Origin of the sequence: Mycolicibacterium setense, assembly GCF_000805385.1 — a bacterium.
GTDB lineage: Bacteria > Actinomycetota > Actinomycetes > Mycobacteriales > Mycobacteriaceae > Mycobacterium > Mycobacterium setense.
Genome location: NZ_JTJW01000005.1, coordinates 578,689 through 597,734, shown reverse-complemented (window position 1 = coordinate 597,734; position 19,046 = coordinate 578,689). Strand labels below are relative to the sequence as shown.

The following is a 19,046-nucleotide window of genomic DNA, read 5'->3' as shown; positions in this document are numbered from 1 at the left end:
GCCAGTTTCCGGCGGATAAGCTCGCCTATCGTGACCGATCGCCAGGCTGCCGCCGAAATCGCCGAACGCACCGGAGTCGAGCGCCACGACGTCGCGGTCGTGCTCGGCTCGGGGTGGGCGCCCGCGGTGGCCGAGTTCGGCGACCCGGTGGCCACGGTGCCGATGGCCGACCTGCCGGGCTTCACCCCGCCGAGCGCGGCCGGGCACGGTGGCCAGGTGCACTCGCTGCGCATCCGTGGCCATCGCGTACTGGTCCTGGCCGGGCGTATCCATGCCTACGAGGGCCATGACCTGCAGCATGTGGTTCATCCCGTGCGGGCGGCGGCGGCCACGGGCGTATCGACCGTGGTGCTCACCAACGCCGCAGGCGGCCTGCGGGCCGAGTATCAGGTCGGCCAGCCGGTCCTGATCAGCGACCACCTCAATCTCACCGCGAGATCCCCGCTGGTCGGCGCGCAGTTCGTCGATCTGGTCGACGCCTACTCCCCCCGGCTGCGCGCGCTGGCCCGCGACATCGACCCCACGCTGGCCGAGGGCGTGTACGCCGGGTTGCCCGGCCCGCACTACGAGACTCCGGCCGAGATCCGGATGCTGCGCACCCTGGGCGCCGACCTGGTCGGAATGTCGACGGTGCACGAGACGATCGCTGCCCGGGCCGCGGGCCTGCAGGTATTGGCGATCTCGATGGTGACCAACCTGGCCGCGGGTATGACCGGCGAACCGCTCAGTCACGCCGAGGTGCTCGAGGCCGGACGCCGGTCCGCGACCCGGATGGGTGCACTGCTGCGTTCGGTGATCGAGCGGATCTAGCCGACCAGGTACCGCTGCAGGGTGGGGCCGATCCAGTCGATGATCTGCTGCCGGTCCATTTCCACCAACGGCCCGAAGGCGAGCACGTACCGGCACAGCGCCATCCCGAGGACCTGCGAGGCGACCAGGCTCGCCCGCGTCGGGGTGTCAGGCGCATCCGCGGTCAGTTTGGCGATCGCCGGTGCGAGTTGGGCGGCGAAGATCGTCCGCATCCGCTCGGCGACGGCCTCGTTGGTCACGCCGGCCCGCAACAAGATCAGCAGTGCTTCGTCGCGCTCCCAGCGCTCGAGGAAATGCGCGGCCATCGCGGCGCCCAGTTGGTCGTGCGGCACCAAGGCGAGATCCGGCAATTCCAAATCGAATTCAGCGGCCGCGGCGAACAACCGCTCCTTGTTGCCGTAGTACCGCATCACCATCGACGGGTCGATGCCGGCATCGCCCGCGATGGCCCGGATGGTGGCCCGCTCGTACCCGTCGGCGGCGAAGCGCTCGCGGGCCGCGGCGAGGATGACGGACTTGGTCTCGGCTGCCGGTCGTCGCATGCCAACAATTGTAGGCCAACAACCGTTGACTTCGGCCGGGAACCGTCCTACCGTGATGCCAACAAGCGTTGACCAACAGTTGTTGACAAAGGAGTCGAAGATGCAGACCTTCACCACCGACGTCCTGATCGTCGGCGCCGGGCCCGTCGGCCTGACTGCCGCGATCGTGTTGACCCAACACGGCCACGACGTGGTCGTGGTGGACCGCCAGGCCGAGGGCACCAACACCTCACGGGCCGCCGTCGTCCACCCCCACACCCTGGAATTGCTGGAGCCCTACGACGTCGTCGACGACCTCGTCGCACGCGGCGTACACACCCCGACCTTCACCATCCGGGACCGCGACAACCTACTCATCGCCGTGCCCTTCAGCGAGCTGCCCACCGCCTATCCCTACACACTGATGATCTCGCAGGCCGACACCGAGGCGTTCCTGCTCAACCGCCTGGAGCAGCTGGGCGGCAAGGTTCTGCGCCCGGCCGACGTGACCGGGATCCGGCAGACCGTCGACCACGCGATCGCCACCCTGGCCGACGGTCAGCAGATCCGGGCCCGGTACCTGGTCGGCGCCGACGGCATGCACAGCACGGTTCGCGAACACGCCGGGATCGCGTTCAGCGGCGGCAGCTCCGGCTGGATTGCTCCTCACGTCCGCGACGGCAAGTCGTTCGCGCTGGCCGATGTCCGCCTGTCCGGCGGCGTCCCGGCCGATGAGGTGATTCTCTACTTCTCTCCGGCCGGACTCGTGGTGGTGGCACCGCTGCCCGACGGGATGTACCGCATCGTGGCGACGGTGGACGAAGCTCCGCAGCACCCCGACATCGCCTTTGTGCAATCACTGCTCGACGAACGCGGCCCGGTCGCCACGCCGGCGGTGGTCGACGAAGTGGTCTGGGGTTCCCGGTTCCGGGTCCATCACCGCATCGCGGACGCGTTCCGCGACAACCGCATCCTGCTCGCGGGCGACGCCGCACACGTGCACTCGCCGGCAGGCGGGCAGGGCATGAACCTCGGGATCGAGGACGCCGTCATCGTCGGCGAGAGCCTCTCGCAGGTGTTGGACGCCGGTGCCGACGAGACGCTGCTCGACGACTATGCCGCTGCACGTCACCACACCGCTCGCGGCGTCGTGGCGATGACCAGCCGCCTCACCGAGCTCGCCACCGCGTCGTCTCGACGGCGACCCATCCGCAACCGCGTCATGCGGCTGGCCGGGAAGGTGCCGGCCGTGCGCCGGGCGCTGGCGTGGCGCCTGTCCGGCCTGGATCGACGCTGACATCTGCGGCACCACCGCGGCGCCGGTCCCGCCGCCTGCCCAACCTCGCCATCGCCCTGGCCATCAGTGGTGCGACGAACAGCATCAGCAGGACCCGTAGAACCTGTGCGGCGACGATGAAGGTGACGTTGGAACCGGTTTCCACCGCAGTGGCCAGCACGGCGTACACCCCACCCGGACTGGTCGCGAGGTAGCCCTCGAGTTGCGTCATCCCGGTGACGTCGGCCAGCACGATGCCGAGACTCGCGGTGGCCACACCGAGCACCACGATCAGCCCGAGCGCCAGTGGAAGGATCCGGCCGATGGCACGCAGCGACTCCCGGGTGAAGGCGATACCGGCCTGCCAGCCGATCACCATGTAGGCCGCCTGCACCAGCAATACCGGGACCGCCAATCCGAAGGACAGGCCCGTGAGTTGCAGTGCCACCGTCAGGGCGAGCGGGCCGAGCAATCCGGCACCGGGCAGCTTGACCCAGCGCCCGCCGACGACGCCGACAGCGACGATGACGGCCAGCATTGCGAGGCTGAGATACCAAGGCGCGGTGACCGTTTCGCCCGCATTCACTGCCTGCCCTGCTGCCTGCCTGTCGGCGTGGAAGACGAGGGTCACCACGAGCGGAATGGTCGCGGTGACGAGCGCCACGCGCAGGTATTGGACGACGGAGACGACGCGGTCGTCGCCGCCGAGCTCACGGGCGATGGCCACCAGACCCGACGCGCCACCAGCCACCAGCGCCAGCGACCCGGTCAGCGGGCTCACGTCGCGGTGCAGTCCGAGCAGCCCGCCGGCAACGACACTCAGGAGCAACGTGGCCACCGTGATCGCCAGCACGATCAACCAGTCCGAGCCGATCGCGCCGACCGCATCGTGATGGACCATCGTGCCGATGTAGACGCCGAGCACACCCTGGGCGATCACCCCGGCCGGGCGCGGCATGTGTTTCGGGGCCAGGGCGGCCAGGGCCAGCGCGATCCCCACCGCCAGCCCGGCGAACAGCGCGGCCGAGGGAACGCCGACGAGGTCGAGCGGGATGGTGACGCCGGCAGTTGCGCTGACGAGCAGTGCCCATCGCAGCATCCGCGTCATCGCTGTCTCGCACCTCCTCACCAAAATAGTAAGTTATCCCTTCAAACTGTTGACGCCCTGTGCAGTTCAATAAGCGCCAGAACGGACAAATACCAAGGTATAACTTGTTCATGGCAGCTACATCGGCGACTGAACTACGCGAGTCGATGATGGCGGTGACCCGCCAGATGCGGCGGCACCGTCCAGACCACGGCCTGACCTTGAGCCAGCTGGAGCTGCTCGGGGAGGCCAGTCGTACCGGAACCACCACCCCGGCGGAGATGGGCGCCCGCCTGCACGTCCGGGCGCAGTCGCTGACAGACAGCATCAATGAACTCGTCCGCCGCGGCCTGATCGCGCGGCGTCCCGATGCCAACGACCGTCGCCGTCAACTCATCGAGATCACCGCAGAAGGGACGGCATTGCTGCAGGCCGACCGTGCCGAGCGCGACGCCTGGCTCAACGCCACCATGCGGGAGAACCTGACGGATCTGGAATTCGATCTGCTGATGCTGGTGGCACCGGTCCTGCGCAAGCTGGCTTACTCCGATGCGACTGCGGGCACACTTGGGTCATGACCTCCATCGCGACCGCCGCCGCCGAATGGATCGCACACGACCCCGACCCGGACACCGCGGCCGAATTGTCCACCTGCAGCCCGGATGAACTCGACCGCCGATTCGGCAATCCACTGACGTTCGGCACCGCGGGGTTACGGGGGCCGATACGGGGCGGGCCCGACGCGATGAATCTGGCCGTCGTCCTGCGCACCACATGGGCGGTGGCGCAGGTCCTCAAAGACAGGGGCCTGGGCGGATCCCATGTGGTGGTGGGCCGCGATGCCCGGCACCGCTCTGACGAGTTCGCCTTGGCTGCCGCTGAAGTCCTTGCCGCCCAGGGCTTCCCGGTACTTCTCATGATGGCCTCCGTCCCTACGCCGGTGGTCGCCTATACCGTCCGGCATCTGCCTGCCGAGGCCGGTATCCAGATCACCGCATCGCACAATCCGCCCACGGACAACGGCTACAAGGTGTTCCTCGACGGCGGCATGCAGCTCATCTCGCCCGCCGACCGTGAGATCGAGGACGCGATGGCCCGGGCCCCTCACGCCGACGAGATACCGAGGGCCGCAGTCGAAACCGGAGGGCTCCGGCAGGTCTACGGCTACCTGGAACGGGCCGCACGGGTACGACGCAGCACCGGTTCGGTGCGGGTGGCGCTGACTCCGCTGCACGGTGTCGGCGGCGAATACGCCCTTGACGCAATGGCCTTGGCCGGGTTGGACGACGTCCACGTGGTCGAGGAGCAGTTCAACCCCGACCCCGACTTTCCCACCGTCAGCTTCCCCAATCCCGAGGAGCCCGGTGCCGTCGACGCGCTCCTGGCACTGGCCGACGACGTCGACGCCGAAATCGCCATCGCACTGGACCCCGATGCCGACCGGTGCGCAGTAGGGGTGCCCGGACCTGACGGATGGCGCATGCTCACCGGCGACGAAACCGGTTGGCTGCTCGGCGATTACATTCTCTCCCAACTCGAACCGGGCCCGGTCAGCGAAGCCGCCCTGGTGGCCAGCACCGTGGTGTCCTCGCGGATGCTCGCCTCCATCGCCGCAGCGCACGGCGCGCAGCACGCCGAAACCCTCACCGGATTCAAGTGGTTGGCCCGCGCCCAGTCTCCGGGTAACACGTTGGTCTACGCCTACGAGGAGGCGATCGGGCATTGCGTCGACCCGGCCTCGGTGCGCGACAAGGACGGGATCAGCGCCGCCATCCTGGCTGCCGACCTGGTGGCCGCGCTACGCCAACAGGGACGCACCGTACTCGACGCGCTCGACGATCTGGCCAAGGTGCACGGCGTGCACGTGACGGGGGCGGTCACCCGCCACGTCGATGACGGCGCGGCCGCCATGAGCCGCTTGCGCGCGGCCCCGCCGGCCGAACTGGCCGGCATCGCCGTCACCGTCGAGGATCTGCTGGAACTGGCCGGACAACAGCGCACCGACGCGCTGATCTTCACCGGCAGCGACGCCGACACCTCGGTCCGGGTGGTGGTGCGCCCGTCGGGGACCGAGCCCAAACTCAAGTCCTACACCGAAGTCCGCTGCGCACCGACCGACGACCTGACCACCGCGCGGGCGCACGCGCAAAAACTGAGCCAAGACCTGGCCGACGCCGCGGCGCGCTGGTAGCAGCGAACCTTCATGCCGGACTGGACTTATCAACCGCTTCGTCCCATCGCGTCCGCGGCCATCGGGGAACGTCGTACCCAACGCTGGGCGCTGCGGTTTCTGGCGACCCTGGTCGAAGCGGGCGGATACCGCTGGATTCCGCGGGTATTCGATCACCCGCCGGTGCCGGCCGAGTGGGTAGGCCGGTTCGGGGCGGTCGTCCCGCCATCCGTGGCCCGAGACGCCGTGCTGGTGTTGCCGGTCCAGGGCGCCACCATCATCGAGATCACGCCGGTGACGGTGGCCGACATCGACACGGTGCGGCGGGCGGCCGCCGGTCGGCGCTGCCACGTCGTCGCCCGGGTGGATTCCGCCGAGGTCGCCGACCTTCTCGCCGACGCCGTCGACGAGGTCGTCACAGGCACCGCGGGCGATACTCACTACCTGACCGCCCCTGATGTCGATGCCGCCGTCGCGGTGCTGCAGGATCCGGCGAGTGTCGTGCTGGCCCGGCCCAGCGTGTTGTTGGCGAGCGGGCCGGGCTGGTTCAACCGTGTGATCGAGGCTGCGTCGCGGCCTGCTTCGCGCCCACCCGGCCTGGCCGAAGCCGGAGCCAACCCTTTTCGTTGGCCGGGCTGGTTGTGGGGCGTGCTCGCCGGGCTCGGCCTGATCGTGGCCGGTGTCGGTGCGGGCGCCATCACGCTGGGGCCGGTGTTGATGAGCTATGACCGGTCCTATCTCGGCCTGGGAGTAGATGATCTCCGCCGGATCAACGACAACCTGGTCCATTTCATCCAGCATGACCGGATCAGCATGGCGGGCAATATGATCGGCCTCGGAGTGCTGTATGCCGGATTGTGCTGGGGCGGGATCAGACGCGGCCTGGTGTGGGCCCGCAACGCCCTGCTGATCTCAGGTCTGGTCGCGTTTCTGACCCTGTTCTATTTCGTCGGAACAGGTTTCGTCGATCCCCTGCATACCCTGGTGGTGGTGATTCTGTTCCCGATGCTGCTGGCCGCTGTGTGGAACAGGCCCGCCCCGCCACGATGGCGATCGCTGCCAGACGGTCCGGAGTCGCTGCGCAGGCGGGCACTATGGGGCCAGCTCTTGTTCATCGGCCTGGGCGCCGGGCTCGCCGCCGCCGGGGCGACCATCTCGTTCGTCGGACTGACCGACGTATTCGTCTCCACTGACCTCGGATACATGCACACCCACGGTGCCGCGCTACGGACGGCTGATCCCCAACTGGTCAGCTTCATCGCGCACGACCGCGCGGGATTCGGTGGCGCCCTGATCGGTTCGGGGCTGGCGATCGCGTTGACGGCGTTGTGGGGGTTCCGTCGCGGCGAGCGCTGGGTGTGGTGGACGTTGTTGATCGGGTTCGTCACGGGCACGCTGCCGGCGTTGGCCGTGCACTACGCCATCGGCTACACCACCTTCATCCACCTGTTGCCGGTGTATGTGCTCGTGGTCGCCACCGCGGCGGCACTGGTGTTGTCCCGGCCGTACCTGACTGCTAGAGCGCCTCAGCGCGGGCCGAACTGACGGTCCCCGGCGTCACCGAGTCCGGGGACGATGTAGGCGATCTCGTTGAGCCCCTCGTCGATGGTCGCGGTGACGAGCCGCATTTCGGGGGCGATCTTCTCGATCGCGGCGATCCCCTGCGGAGCACACACCACACAGACTGCGGTGATGTCGTCGGCATTGCGTTCCTTCAGCAGGTTGATGGTGTAAGCCATCGAGCCGCCGGTCGCCAGCATCGGGTCGAGCACGAACACCGGCCGCGCGCTCAGGTCGTCGGGCAGCGACGCCAGGTATGGCGTCGGCTGGTGCGTCGTCTCGTCGCGCGCCATCCCGACGAAACCGACCTGCGCCTCGGGAATCAGGGCATGCGCCTGGTCGACCATCCCCAAACCGGCCCGCAACACGGGTACGAGCAACGGCGGATTGGCCAAGCGCGAACCGGTGGTGTCGGTCACCGGGGTGCGCACCGCGATCTGCTCCGATGCCGCATCCCTCGTGGCCTCGTACACCAGCATCAGCGTCAGGTCGCGCAGCGCCGAACGGAAGCCAGCGTTGTCGGTCCGCTCATCCCGAAGGGTGGTCAGCCGTGCGGCGGCCAGAGGGTGGTCGACGACGCGTACATCCATGCGCTGACCTTAACGGGAACCGATCGGCGTCGGCGGGCGTCCTAACCACATGCCCGCCGACACTCTCCGCGCCGACATGGCGGCCATCCGCGCCCTCGGCGACGCCCTCGGTGCCCATGCCGCGGACCTCAGGGCCGTGGCCGCCGCCCTTCGCTCCATGCCGTCGCCTGCGGCGGCTCTCGGCCCGATCGGCCAACGGTTTGCGACGGCGTTCACCGAGGCCGTCAACGCCCACAGCGACGCGGTCGCGTCTTTGGGCGCCCGGACCGGCGGGGGTGCCGTCAGCGCCGAGAACTCCGCTGCCGGCTACGACGCCGCCGGGCAGCGCGCGGCTGCACTGCTGCCTCCGGTGTAGCCGTGCCCGCCTCCGCCATCGCGCTGGCCGCGCCGCTGTACGAGCTTCGGGATCTACTGGGCACCGGCCGGCCGTCGCACAGTCCGGCCGTGACCGCCCTGGATGGGGCGCACACCGCCCTCTCGGATATCGCGGCTGCGCTCGGGCGCTCCTGGGAGAGCGCCGCCGAAGGTTGGGCGGGAGCCTCGGCGACGGCGGCGGCGGGGTTCGCCGCGGATACCGCGGCGAAAGTCGCGGGGCTGGCCGAGCAGGCACAGGCCCTGAGCACGGCGGCCCGTGATGCGGACTCGGCCGTGGACCGGGCCAGGTCACTCCTGCAGGCGATCATCGACCGCTTCGAGGAACGCGCCGCAGCGCTGGCTCCCCACCTCGATGAACCAGGAGTGGCCCAAGAACTGCAGGCCGAGGCACGCCGCGCGATCGCCGAGGCATCGGCCGTCGTCGACGAACTACGCGCCGAACTGGACCAGCAGGCCGAGGCAGTGGCCACCCCGACGGCCGGCTCGGCGGGCTTCCCGGCCGGCTCCGGTTACTCGGCCGGCTCCGGCGGTTTCGCACCGGCCGCTGCGGGGTTCTCCGGGAATCCACTGCCTGCCACCCCGGCGAGCGGTTGGAGCGGTGATCGTTCCGAAGCCGCCGTCGGTCTGCGCGACCCCGGCATGTTCGGCGACGGCGTGGCGGTGCGGTTGCCCGACGGCAGCACAGCCGTGGCGCCCAACGGCGTGGCAGCCAGCGCGGTGCGGCACGCGCTGACCCAACTGGGAGTGCCGTACCGGTGGGGAGGCACAACGCCGGGTGTCGGGTTGGACTGCAGTGGATTGACCCAGTGGGCCTATCGCGAAGCAGGACTGGACATTCCGCGGCTCGCCCAGGAGCAGGACATCGGCACGGCGGTGTCGGCGGCAACGTTGCGTCCGGGTGATCTGGCGGTATGGGACGGGCACGTCGCGATGATCGTCGGAGCGAACACCATGATCGAGGCCGGTGATCCGGTGAAACTGTCCCCCATCCGGACCACGAATGCCGGTCAGGGCTTTCAGGGATTCTGGCGGCCGACGGTGTGAGCGGTTGTCAGTAGAGCCCGAACCGGAGACAACCTGACTGGCGTCCAGGCCATCCCATTAGGCTGTGCCGCATGGCTGCTGACATCGTGCCGGTCCGGCTCGGACTGACCAAGGGCGACCTTTACACACTGTGGGCTCCGCGTTGGCGGGATGCCGGCGATGAGTGGGAGGCGTTCCTGGGCGAGGGTGATGCCCTGTATGCCTTCGAATCGGTCGCTGACCTGGTGGCTTTCGTGCGCACCAACACCGACAACGATCTCGCCGACCACCCGGCGTGGAACAAGCTCACCGCGGCCAACGCGCACAAGCTTCAGCCGTCGGAGGACCGCGAGTACGACATCGTCGGGGTACCCGACCTGGTCGCCGAAAAGCCGACCGAGGAATCCGTCGCCGCCCTGCACCGCACCCTTGTGGTGGTGTCCTCCATCGGTTCGGTGTGCGAACTGGCGGCCATCAGCAAGTTCTTCAACGGCAACCCTGTGCTGGGCACGGTCGGTGGCGGGTTGGAGGGCTTCACCGGCCGCTCCGGACGTAAGCGCTGGGCCGAGATCGAAGCCGTGATCGCGCGGGGCTGGGACGGCGTCGTCGACTCCATCGACGAGATCGTCACGAGCCCCGAGGACCTCAACGCCGACGCGATCAAGAAGGCCGAGGCCGAACTCGAGGCGGACGCTCCCGAAGAGGACGAGGACGACCTCACCGCCGATACCGACGACGAGGACCAGAGCGACGACGACGCCGAGGACGAGAGCGCGCCCGCGCGCAGCGTCGCCGACACGGCCGTCCTGGGCGACGACGAGGACTTCTGGCAGAAGGTCGGTATCGACCCGGTGCGCATCATGACCGGCTCGGGCACCGTCTACACGCTGCGCTGCTACCTCGACGACGAGCCGGTCTTCCTGGGACGGAACGGCCGCATCAGCGTGTTCAGCTCCGAACGTGCCCTGGCCCGCTACCTGGCCGACGAGCACGATCACGACCTGTCGGACCTGGCCACCTACGACGACATCAGGACCGCCGCCACCGACGGATCCCTGCGCGTCGAGGTCGCCGACGAGAACGTCTACGTCCTCAGCGGCATCTCCGACGACATCGCAGACGGCCCCGACGCGGTCGACCATGACCAGTTGGAGCTGGCCGTCGAGTTGCTCCGCGACGTCAGCGACTATTCCGAGGACAAGACCGTCGACGAGACGCTGGCGGACACCAAGGCGCTCGGCAAGTTCGTCGGTTATGTCCTGGGCAACGAGAACGCCCGCAAGCCCGAGGCTCCGTACGCGCAGGCCGTCGAGCAGTGGGATGCGTTGGAGCGTTTCGTGGAGTCGCGGCTGCGGCCGGAGTAGCCGCGATGAGTTCTGGCCGCGCATCCGGTCAGAACACCCATGACCACCTCCAGCAGCCTCTCCACCCATACCGTCACGGTTCCCGGCGCCCGCCTGCACTATGAGGTGCGCGGGACGGGACCGCTGCTGATCATCCTCGGCGCCCCGATGTCGGCCGCCGAGTTCGCGCCACTGGCACACGCGTTGGCCGGTGACCACACCGTGGTGACCGCCGATCCGCGCGGCATCGCGGGTAGCTCGGTCGATGATCCGGCTCAGGATTCGACGCCCGACCTGCGGGCCGATGACGTCGTCGCCATCCTCGATGATCTGGGCGCCGCCTCAGCCGACGTGTTCGGCTCCTCCGGCGGCGCGGTGACTGCGCTCGCGTTGGCGGCCCGGCACCCCGACCGGGTCCGCACGGTCGTCGCACACGAGCCTCCCCTACTCGAGTTGCTGCCCGACGCCGACGCCCAGCGCGCCGCCACCGAGGACATCATCGCCACCTTCGACCGGGACGGGATGTTCGCGGCGTGGGGCAAGTTCATGGCCAACGCCGGCTTCGACGTGCCCTCCGACGCACCCTCCGACGCACCGGGGATGCCCGACATGCCCCCGCTCAGCGATCAGGATCTGCGCGATGCGGCGCACTTCTTCACCCATGAACTGCGGGCCACCACCCGCTACCTGCCCGACGTCCAGGCGCTGAAGAACGCAGCGGTGGTGCTGGGTCTCGGCGAGGAGTCCGGGCACCTGCTGACGCAGCGGACGACGACCGCGCTGGCCGAACGCTTGGGGGTACGACCGGTGATGTTCCCCGGTGACCACGGTGGATTCATCGGCGCCCCAGGAGTTTTCGCCGATGCGCTACGTGCGGTGCTCAGCCGACCAGAACCGCATACCGGGGTTTGATCACCTCGTCGATCAGCGCCAGTCGTTCGTCGAACGGGATGAACGCCGACTTCATCGCATTGATGGTGAACCGCTCGAGGTCGCTCCACCCGTAGCCGAAAGCCTCGACCAGCCGCCGCATCTCCTGGCTCATCGTGGTGTCGCTCATCAACCGGTTGTCGGTGTTGACGGTGACACGGAACCGCAGCCGCGCCAGGCGGTCGAACGGATGCTCGGCAATGCTGGGCGCCGCACCGGTCTGCACATTGCTGCTCGGGCACATCTCCAGCGGAATGCGCTTGTCGCGCAGGATGGATGCCAACCGGCCCAGCCGCTGCGTACCGTCGTCGAACTCGGTGATGTCGTCGACGATGCGCACCCCGTGGCCCAGCCGGTCTGCCCCGCAGAACGCGATGGCCTCGTGGATGGACGGCAGGCCGAACGCCTCACCGGCGTGAATGGTGAAGCGCGCGTTGTTGCCTCGCATGTACTCGAAGGCGTCGAGGTGCCGGGTGGGAGGGTATCCCGCCTCGGCACCGGCGATGTCGAATCCCACGACTCCCTTGTCCCGGAACCGGATTGCCAGCTCGGCGATCTCGCGGGAGCGGGCGGCGTGGCGCATGGCGGTGACCAGACAGCGCACGGTGATGGTGCGGCCCTCCGCGGCGGTTGCCTTCTCGCCGTCGGCGAAGCCGGCCAGCACGGCGTCGACCACGTCGTCGAGGGACAGACCACGGTCGATGTGCAGCTCCGGCGCGAACCGGACTTCCGCGTAGACGACGTTGTCCGCAGCCAGGTCCTCCACGCATTCGAAGGCGACGCGATGCAGCGCCTCGGGCGTCTGCATCACCCCGACGGTATGGGCGAACGGCTCCAGGTAACGCACCAACGAGCCGCTGTGCGCGGCCGTGCGGAAGAACGTGGCCAGCTCGTCGAGCTCGGTGGCCGGCAGGTCGTCATAACCGAGCTGACCAGCCAGGTCGAGCACGGTGGCCGGTCGCAGTCCGCCGTCCAGGTGGTCGTGCAGCAAGGCCTTGGGAGCGTGCTGGATCTTGTCCAGACTCAGCGGCGTACTCATGTCCCCATCATGCGTGACAGCGGCCGGTCAGCGACGCTCATTCAGGCTGCGACCTGCTCAACAGTCGGTGACGAAACAGCTCCAGCACCTGATCGAGCGCGGCCCGGGTGGGCTGCCCCGGCTCATCGATCAGGTGCTCGGTGAGCACCGAGTGCGGTGCCATCGTCGCGGCCGGGTTGGCGTCGGCATCGTCGAGTTCGACCGCGACGAATGCATCGCCCAGCTGCTCGCTCAAGAAGTCGAAGCGTTCCCGCGGTACCAGTCGATCTCCGGTGAATCGCAGACCCATGACCGTCAGACCGCGGGCGCAGCGTTGCTTGACGACGGCCAGATCCTCCTCCGAGATGTCGATCGACCGGCGTTGGGCGGCGGTCAGCGCTATCGGCATCGAAGGTTGCGACAGGACCGGGGCGAGCAACGCATCATCGGTGGCCATCGCCAGGGCATAGCCACCGGTGAAACACATGCCGACGGCACCGACACCGGGCCCGCCGCAACGCTCGTGTTCGTGCCGGGCCAGCGCCCGCAGCCAGTCGATGACCGGAGAGGTCTTGCCGGTCGCCATCGTCACGAATTCCCGGCTGATGCAGGCCGGTACCAGCGAGCTGACCGCATTCGCCACGAAGCCAACCCGACCGCGTGCATCCGGGTTCGGATCGCGGCCCGGGACTCCGAAGAGGTGCGGAAGGACTGCGGTGCAACCGATCCCGCTGACCTGACGGGCAAAGTCGAGAACTCTGGGGGTGATGCCGGGCATTTCGGCGATGATGATGACCGCTGGGCCGTCGCCGAGCCGAAATATGGTGCGGGTCTTGGACTCGTAGGTGAACTCTGATCGTTGGAAATCCGCAAGGTTGTCGTCGGGCACCATCTGTGCCTAGCAGCTGTGCGCCCGATTGACCAGGCTGGGTTTTCGGTGGCGCCAGGAGAGAATGCTCTCGATGAGACCTTCTGACGGCGTCCGGTTCTACTTCGCGCTCGCGACACTGACCACATTCGCAGTGGTCTCAGTCCTGTTCGGATTGCTTGTGGCACAAGCCGGCAACTTTGTCGCCCTGAGATATTGCCTGCTCTTTGCTTTGGTGATCGCCCTCGTGATCGCGTACAGCGTCGTCGTTCGAATCCGGCGTGTCGATCCTTCGGCAGCGGTCCGCACGGTCGAGCTGGATGGCATTTCGGGGACGGAGATTCGTTACTCGGCATGGCCGTTCAATATCCTGGTCGCCTTGATGGTGTGCTGCGCAGTTTTCTGCGGTATGGCCGCCATCGAGATATTCATCCACCAGGACGAGGGATTTCCCGGGGGCGCCGTGCTCATAGGCGCGCTCGGCGTCGTGTGCGCGTCCTTCGTGGGCGCCGTCGGCGTTGGATGTGTTCGCCGGGGCGGCATCACACTGTCGCATCAGGGGATCGTGCACCGGGGACGGAGCTTCGAGTCGCGATTGGACTGGCCGGCCATTGCGGGCGTGACACCGGCTTCCAACGGCTATCCGGCAATCCTGGTGATCGGGTATACCAACGCCGATTGGGTCCGCCGGTACACGACGCGCTTCTGGCGCATCGATCGCCTTCCCCCGGTACCGATGATCGAATTCGACTACCGACTGTTCGATGTCGATCCCCGCGTCCTGTACTACTACGTGCGGGCCTACGTCGACGACCCAGAACTGCGGGCAGAACTCGGTACCGAAGCGGCCCTCACACGAGCACGGCGGCGCTAACCGATCCGGTCGATGATCAGCGGCCGCTGCGTGGGCTCCGTGTCACCGACAGTCCAGGCGCCGTCGAGTTCGGCCAGTGCACCGGGCAGCCGCTCGGCCGTCTCCGTGTAGAGCGTGAACAGCGCCTCCCCCGCGGCCACGGGCTCGCCCGGCTTGCGGTGGATCCGCAAGCCGGCACCTAACTGCACGGGTTCACCCGGCTGGGCCCGGCCGGCGCCCAACCGCCACGCCGCCAGCGCCACACCCATGGCGTCGAGGTCGCCCATGACGCCGCCGTGCGGGGCCGTCACGGTCTCGCTGACGGCCCCGATGGGCAGCGGGCGGCTCAGATCCCCGCCCTGGGCTGCCACCAGCGCACGGAAGCAATCCATCGCGCTGCCATCCCGCAGGGTCTCGGCCGGGTCGGCTCCGTCGATGCCGGCCGCGTCGAGCATTTCCGTGGCCAGCGCCAGCGTCAGGGCGACCACATCTGACGGCCCGCCGCCCGCCAGCACCTCCAGCGATTCGGTGACCTCCACAGAGTTGCCGACGGTCCGGCCCAGCGGGCAGTTCATGTCGGTGAGCAACGCCCGGGTCGGCACCCCGTCGGAATTGCCGAGATCGACCATGATGCGGGCCAGTTCGCGTGCGTCGTCCTCGGTCTTGAGGAATGCGCCCCGACCCACCTTGACGTCCAAGACCAAGGACTGTGCACCTTCCGCCAATTTCTTGCTCATCACCGAGCTCGCGATCAACGGCGTCGAGTCGACGGTGGCCGTGATGTCTCGCAGGGCGTAGATCTTGCGGTCGGCGGGAGCAAGTTCACCAGCGGCGAAGATCGCGCCACCCACTTCGGAAAGTTGCTGGCGGATACGGTCTTTGGACAATTCCGCGGTGAATCCGGGGATCGATTCCAGCTTGTCCAGGGTGCCGCCGGTATGCCCTAGCCCGCGGCCCGAGGCCTGCGGAACGGCGGCGCCACAGGCCATCACGACCGGCAGCAGCGGAATGGTGATCTTGTCCCCCACCCCGCCCGTGGAGTGCTTGTCCACCAAGGCCAACGACCGGCCGTCACGGCGCAGATCGGTGAAGTCGAACCGCTCTCCGGAAGCCACCATCGCGGTGGTCCAGCGGGTGGTCTCGGCCACCGTCATCCCGTTCAGGAAAATCGCCATCAGTAGCGCCGACATCTGCTCGTCGGCCACGCGTCCGTGGGTGTAGCCGTCGATCACCCAGTCGATCGCGGCGTCGGACAGCACTCCGCCGTCACGTTTGGTCCGGATGACGGTCGGCGCGTCGAGATGGGGCATGGCAGTAAACCTACTCGCCAGTAACCCGGAGTTGTTGGACCACTTGGCCTTACCCGCGCCGCAGATCCTCGGGCCCGAAGGCATCGGGCAGCAGGTCGCGTAGCGGTCGCGGGCCGTCCTGATGGTCGATGAGCAGCTCGGGACCGCCGTGCTCCAGCAAGACCTGACGACAGCGCCCACAGGGCATCAAAAGACCCCCGTCCGGGCCCACACACGACAGTGCGACAAGCCTTCCGCCGCCTCCCGAATGGAGGGCACAGGCCACAGCGCACTCGGCACAGAGACCTAGGCCATATGAGACATTCTCCACATTGCATCCGGCCACGACGCGGCCGTCGTCGACCAGAGCCGCGGCCCCCACCGAAAACCCCGAATAAGGCGCGTACGCGTGGAACGAGACGCCAATTGCCTTGTTGCGCAACATATTCCAGTCGACATCGATCGTCATGCGACAAACCCGAACGTAGGTTCTGAATGCATTCCGAAACCCCAATTCCCGGCCCGCACATTAAGATAGGTAAGCCTAACTTTTACCTCGTCAGCGGGTCGAACTGTTCAACCGTAGTTCGTTCGCCACTGCAAATGGGTTTAGAGTCGCCCCGAGGTTTGGGGCTAATTCAATCCGAGTCCCAGACGTCCCACCGATGGCGTTGGAGGGCCCGATGAGTACTCAGACGGAGGTACCGGCTCCGCAACCCAGGAAAGCACGACGGCGCACCCTTTATCGCGGTGATCCGGGAATGTGGTCCTGGGTGCTGCACCGTATTACCGGTGCCACGATCTTCTTCTTCCTGTTCGTACACGTCCTCGATACCGCGTTGGTCCGGGTGAGCCCGCAGGCCTACAACGAGGTCATCGAGACGTACAAGACGCCCATCGTCGGACTGATGGAGATGGGGTTGGTCGCCGCGGTGCTGTTTCACGCGCTGAACGGCATCCGCGTCATCCTCATCGACTTCTGGCAGCAGGGCCCCCGCTACCAGCGGCAGATGCTCGCGGTCGCCATCGGCATCTTTGCCGTGGTCCTCATCGCATCACTAGGAGTTATCGGTATGCACATGGCGGAGCGGTTCCTGTGAGCGCGCCAGGAGCGGGCGAGTCGCGGTTGGGCCGCCCGGCACCGGTGATGGAACGTGAGCACGACCGGCCGGCCGCGCTGGACCACCCGCGCGCGCCGCGCCGTCCCCGCGGCATTCCGTACTTCGAGAAGTACGCCTGGTTGTTCATGCGGTTCTCCGGGCTGGCGCTGGTGTTTCTCGCGCTCGGCCACCTGTTCATCATGCTGATGTGGCAGGACGGCGTGTACCGCATCGACTTCAACTACGTCGCGCAGCGCTGGGCCTCCCCGTTCTGGCAGATCTGGGACATGGCCCTGCTGTGGCTCGCGATGATCCACGGCGCCAACGGCCTGCGCACGATCATCGGCGACTACGCCCGTAAGAACACCACCAAGTTCTGGCTGAACGCGGTGCTGCTGCTGGCGACCGGATTCACGTTGGTGCTGGGCAGCTACGTGCTCGTCACCTTCGACGCGAACATCTCCTAAAGGGGACACAGATGATTCAGGAACATCGCTACGACGTCGTCATCGTCGGTGCCGGTGGCGCCGGCATGCGCGCGGCCGTCGAGGCCGGACCCCGGGTACGCACCGCCGTGCTGACCAAGCTGTACCCGACCCGCTCGCACACCGGCGCAGCCCAGGGCGGCATGTGCGCCGCGCTCGCCAACGTCGAGGAAGACAACTGGGAGTGGCACACCTTCGACACAGTCAAGGGCGGCGACTACCTCGCTGACCAGGACGCCGTCGAGATCATGGCCAAAGAGGCCATCGACGCGGTGCTCGACCTCGAGAAGATGGGCATGCCGTTCAACCGGACGCCCGAGGGCCGCATCGACCAGCGTCGCTTCGGCGGGCACACCCGCGATCACGGCAAGGCCCCGGTGCGCCGGGCCTGTTACGCCGCCGACCGCACCGGCCACATGATCCTGCAGACGCTGTACCAAAACTGCGTCAAGCACGACGTGGAGTTCTTCAACGAGTTCTATGCGCTGGACATCGCGCTGACCGAGACCCCGGCCGGCCCGGTGGCCACCGGCGTCATCGCCTATGAGCTGGCGACCGGCGACATCCACATCTTCCACGCCAAGGCGATCGTCTTCGCGACCGGCGGTTCGGGCCGGATGTACAAGACCACCTCCAACGCCCACACCTTGACCGGTGACGGCCTCGGCATCATCTTCCGCAAGGGACTTCCCTTGGAGGACATGGAGTTCCACCAGTTCCACCCGACAGGCCTGGCCGGCCTGGGCATTCTGATCTCCGAAGCCGTGCGCGGTGAGGGCGGCCGGTTGCTCAACGGCGAGGGCGAGCGGTTCATGGAGCGCTATGCGCCGACGATCGTCGACCTTGCGCCCCGCGACATCGTCGCCCGGTCGATGGTGCTCGAGGTGCTCGAAGGCCGCGGCGCCGGACCGAACAAGGACTACGTCTACATCGACGTGCGCCACCTCGGCGCGGATGTGCTGGAGGCCAAGCTTCCCGACATCACCGAGTTCGCCCGCACCTACCTGGGCGTCGACCCCGTCACCGAACTGGTGCCGGTGTACCCCACCTGCCACTACGTCATGGGCGGTATCCCGACCACGGTCCACGGCCAGGTGCTGCGCGACAACACCAACGTCATCCCCGGCCTGTACGCCGCGGGTGAGTGCGCGTGCGTGTCGGTGCACGGCGCCAACCGCCTTGGCACCAACTCGCTGCTGGACATCAACGTGTTCGGCCGTCGCGCCGGCATCGCCGCCGCCGAGTACGCCGCCAACCACAACCACGTCGACCTGCCGGAGAACCCGGCCGAGATGGTGGTCGGCTGGGTCGGCGACATCCTCTCCGAGCACGGCAACGAGCGCGTCGCCGACATCCGCACCGCGCTGCAGCAGTCGATGGACAACAACGCCGCGGTGTTCCGCACCGAGGAGACGCTCAAGCAGGCGCTGACCGACATCCACGCCCTCAAGGAGCGTTACGCACGAATCACCGTGCACGACAAGGGCAAGCGCTACAACAGCGACCTGCTGGAAGCCATCGAGTTGGGCTTCCTGCTCGAACTGGCCGAGGTGACCGTGGTCGGCGCGCTGAATCGCAAGGAATCCCGCGGCGGACACGCCCGCGAGGATTACCCCAACCGCGACGACACCAACTACCTGCGGCACACCATGGCGTACAAGGAAGGCGACGACCTGCTTTCCGACATCCGGCTGGACTACAAGCCCGTCGTCCAGACCCGGTACGAACCGATGGAGCGGAAGTACTGA

At 67.6% G+C, this 19,046-nt stretch carries 20 protein-coding genes; 13 read left to right on the top strand and 7 right to left on the bottom strand.

Annotated elements, in window-relative coordinates:
• Positions 1-30: 30 nt before the first annotated feature.
• Positions 31-810 (top strand): purine-nucleoside phosphorylase, encoded by a 780-nt coding sequence (locus tag QQ25_RS09145; RefSeq protein ID WP_234711880.1) that lies wholly within the window; start codon positions 31-33, stop codon positions 808-810.
• On the opposite strand, the gene QQ25_RS09140 is transcribed toward QQ25_RS09145, so the two are convergent.
• Positions 807-1,352 carry a TetR/AcrR family transcriptional regulator gene (locus QQ25_RS09140; RefSeq protein ID WP_039378340.1) on the bottom strand — a complete coding sequence of 182 codons (546 nt, stop codon included), beginning with the start codon at positions 1,350-1,352 and terminating at the stop codon, positions 807-809. The genes QQ25_RS09145 and QQ25_RS09140 overlap by 4 nt on opposite strands.
• Positions 1,353-1,452: 100 nt before the next feature.
• On the opposite strand from QQ25_RS09140, the gene QQ25_RS09135 reads away from it, so the two are divergent.
• Complete coding sequence (locus QQ25_RS09135; RefSeq protein WP_039378339.1) at positions 1,453-2,628, top strand: FAD-dependent oxidoreductase; 1,176 nt, start codon at positions 1,453-1,455, stop codon at positions 2,626-2,628.
• Here the strand turns inward: QQ25_RS09135 and QQ25_RS09130 are convergent.
• Complete coding sequence (locus tag QQ25_RS09130; RefSeq protein ID WP_052235720.1) at positions 2,552-3,715, bottom strand: AbrB family protein; 1,164 nt, start codon at positions 3,713-3,715, stop codon at positions 2,552-2,554. The genes QQ25_RS09135 and QQ25_RS09130 overlap by 77 nt on opposite strands.
• A gap of 110 nt (positions 3,716-3,825) precedes the next feature.
• On the opposite strand from QQ25_RS09130, the gene QQ25_RS09125 reads away from it, so the two are divergent.
• Genes QQ25_RS09125 through QQ25_RS09115 form a run of 3 tightly spaced genes read left to right on the top strand, consistent with a single transcriptional unit; the run spans position 3,826 to position 7,409 of the window.
• Positions 3,826-4,272: a MarR family winged helix-turn-helix transcriptional regulator gene (locus QQ25_RS09125; RefSeq protein ID WP_039378661.1), complete on the top strand. Its 447-nt coding sequence runs from the start codon at positions 3,826-3,828 to the stop codon at positions 4,270-4,272.
• Positions 4,269-5,885 carry a phospho-sugar mutase gene (locus tag QQ25_RS09120; RefSeq protein ID WP_039378338.1) on the top strand — a complete coding sequence of 539 codons (1,617 nt, stop codon included), beginning with the start codon at positions 4,269-4,271 and terminating at the stop codon, positions 5,883-5,885. Before QQ25_RS09125 ends, QQ25_RS09120 begins: the two co-directional genes overlap by 4 nt.
• Before the next feature lie 12 nt (positions 5,886-5,897).
• A complete protein-coding gene (locus QQ25_RS09115) occupies positions 5,898-7,409 on the top strand; it encodes a hypothetical protein (protein ID WP_039378335.1) in 1,512 nt (503 codons plus the stop codon).
• Here the strand turns inward: QQ25_RS09115 and upp are convergent.
• Positions 7,391-8,014, bottom strand: coding sequence for a uracil phosphoribosyltransferase (upp, locus tag QQ25_RS09110; protein ID WP_039378333.1), 624 nt, complete (start codon positions 8,012-8,014; stop codon positions 7,391-7,393). The two genes, QQ25_RS09115 and upp, sit on opposite strands and share 19 nt — an antisense overlap.
• A 49-nt stretch (positions 8,015-8,063) precedes the next feature.
• Between upp and QQ25_RS09105 the strand changes: the two genes are divergently transcribed.
• The 4 genes from QQ25_RS09105 (at position 8,064) to QQ25_RS09090 (ending at position 11,667) form a co-directional block, all read left to right on the top strand.
• Positions 8,064-8,369: a type VII secretion target gene (locus QQ25_RS09105; protein WP_039378331.1), complete on the top strand. Its 306-nt coding sequence runs from the start codon at positions 8,064-8,066 to the stop codon at positions 8,367-8,369.
• A 2-nt stretch (positions 8,370-8,371) separates the two neighbouring features.
• Entirely contained in the window at positions 8,372-9,433 is a 1,062-nt protein-coding gene (locus QQ25_RS09100; protein ID WP_039378328.1) for a C40 family peptidase, read from the top strand.
• Between the two features lie 71 nt (positions 9,434-9,504).
• A complete protein-coding gene (gene satS, locus QQ25_RS09095; RefSeq protein WP_039317338.1) occupies positions 9,505-10,776 on the top strand; it encodes a protein export chaperone SatS in 1,272 nt (423 codons plus the stop codon).
• A gap of 39 nt (positions 10,777-10,815) precedes the next feature.
• Positions 10,816-11,667: an alpha/beta fold hydrolase gene (locus tag QQ25_RS09090; protein ID WP_039378326.1), complete on the top strand. Its 852-nt coding sequence runs from the start codon at positions 10,816-10,818 to the stop codon at positions 11,665-11,667.
• On the opposite strand, the gene QQ25_RS09085 is transcribed toward QQ25_RS09090, so the two are convergent.
• Positions 11,636-12,724 (bottom strand): adenosine deaminase, encoded by a 1,089-nt coding sequence (locus QQ25_RS09085; RefSeq protein ID WP_039378323.1) that lies wholly within the window; start codon positions 12,722-12,724, stop codon positions 11,636-11,638. The two genes, QQ25_RS09090 and QQ25_RS09085, sit on opposite strands and share 32 nt — an antisense overlap.
• A 37-nt stretch (positions 12,725-12,761) precedes the next feature.
• On the bottom strand, positions 12,762-13,592 hold the full coding sequence (locus QQ25_RS09080; protein ID WP_039378660.1) for a dienelactone hydrolase family protein: 831 nt from the start codon (positions 13,590-13,592) through the stop codon (positions 12,762-12,764).
• 160 nt (positions 13,593-13,752) lie between these two features.
• On the opposite strand from QQ25_RS09080, the gene QQ25_RS09075 reads away from it, so the two are divergent.
• Entirely contained in the window at positions 13,753-14,445 is a 693-nt protein-coding gene (locus QQ25_RS09075; protein WP_131546134.1) for a hypothetical protein, read from the top strand.
• On the opposite strand, the gene QQ25_RS09070 is transcribed toward QQ25_RS09075, so the two are convergent.
• A complete protein-coding gene (locus QQ25_RS09070) occupies positions 14,442-15,734 on the bottom strand; it encodes a thymidine phosphorylase (protein ID WP_082017467.1) in 1,293 nt (430 codons plus the stop codon). The genes QQ25_RS09075 and QQ25_RS09070 overlap by 4 nt on opposite strands.
• Positions 15,735-15,783: 49 nt before the next feature.
• The gene (locus tag QQ25_RS09065; protein WP_039378321.1) at positions 15,784-16,182 is read right to left on the bottom strand and encodes a cytidine deaminase; all 399 of its coding nucleotides are present in this window, start codon (positions 16,180-16,182) and stop codon (positions 15,784-15,786) included.
• Between the two features lie 214 nt (positions 16,183-16,396).
• Here QQ25_RS09065 and sdhC point away from each other — a divergent pair, with 214 nt between their 5' ends.
• The 3 genes from sdhC to sdhA are packed head-to-tail and all read left to right on the top strand — an operon-like array spanning position 16,397 to position 19,046.
• Complete coding sequence (gene sdhC, locus QQ25_RS09060) at positions 16,397-16,813, top strand: succinate dehydrogenase, cytochrome b556 subunit (protein ID WP_082017495.1); 417 nt, start codon at positions 16,397-16,399, stop codon at positions 16,811-16,813.
• A gap of 47 nt (positions 16,814-16,860) precedes the next feature.
• Entirely contained in the window at positions 16,861-17,280 is a 420-nt protein-coding gene (locus tag QQ25_RS09055; protein ID WP_276016009.1) for a succinate dehydrogenase hydrophobic membrane anchor subunit, read from the top strand.
• Positions 17,281-17,291: 11 nt separating this feature from the next.
• The gene (gene sdhA / locus QQ25_RS09050) at positions 17,292-19,046 is read left to right on the top strand and encodes a succinate dehydrogenase flavoprotein subunit (RefSeq protein ID WP_039317324.1); all 1,755 of its coding nucleotides are present in this window, start codon (positions 17,292-17,294) and stop codon (positions 19,044-19,046) included.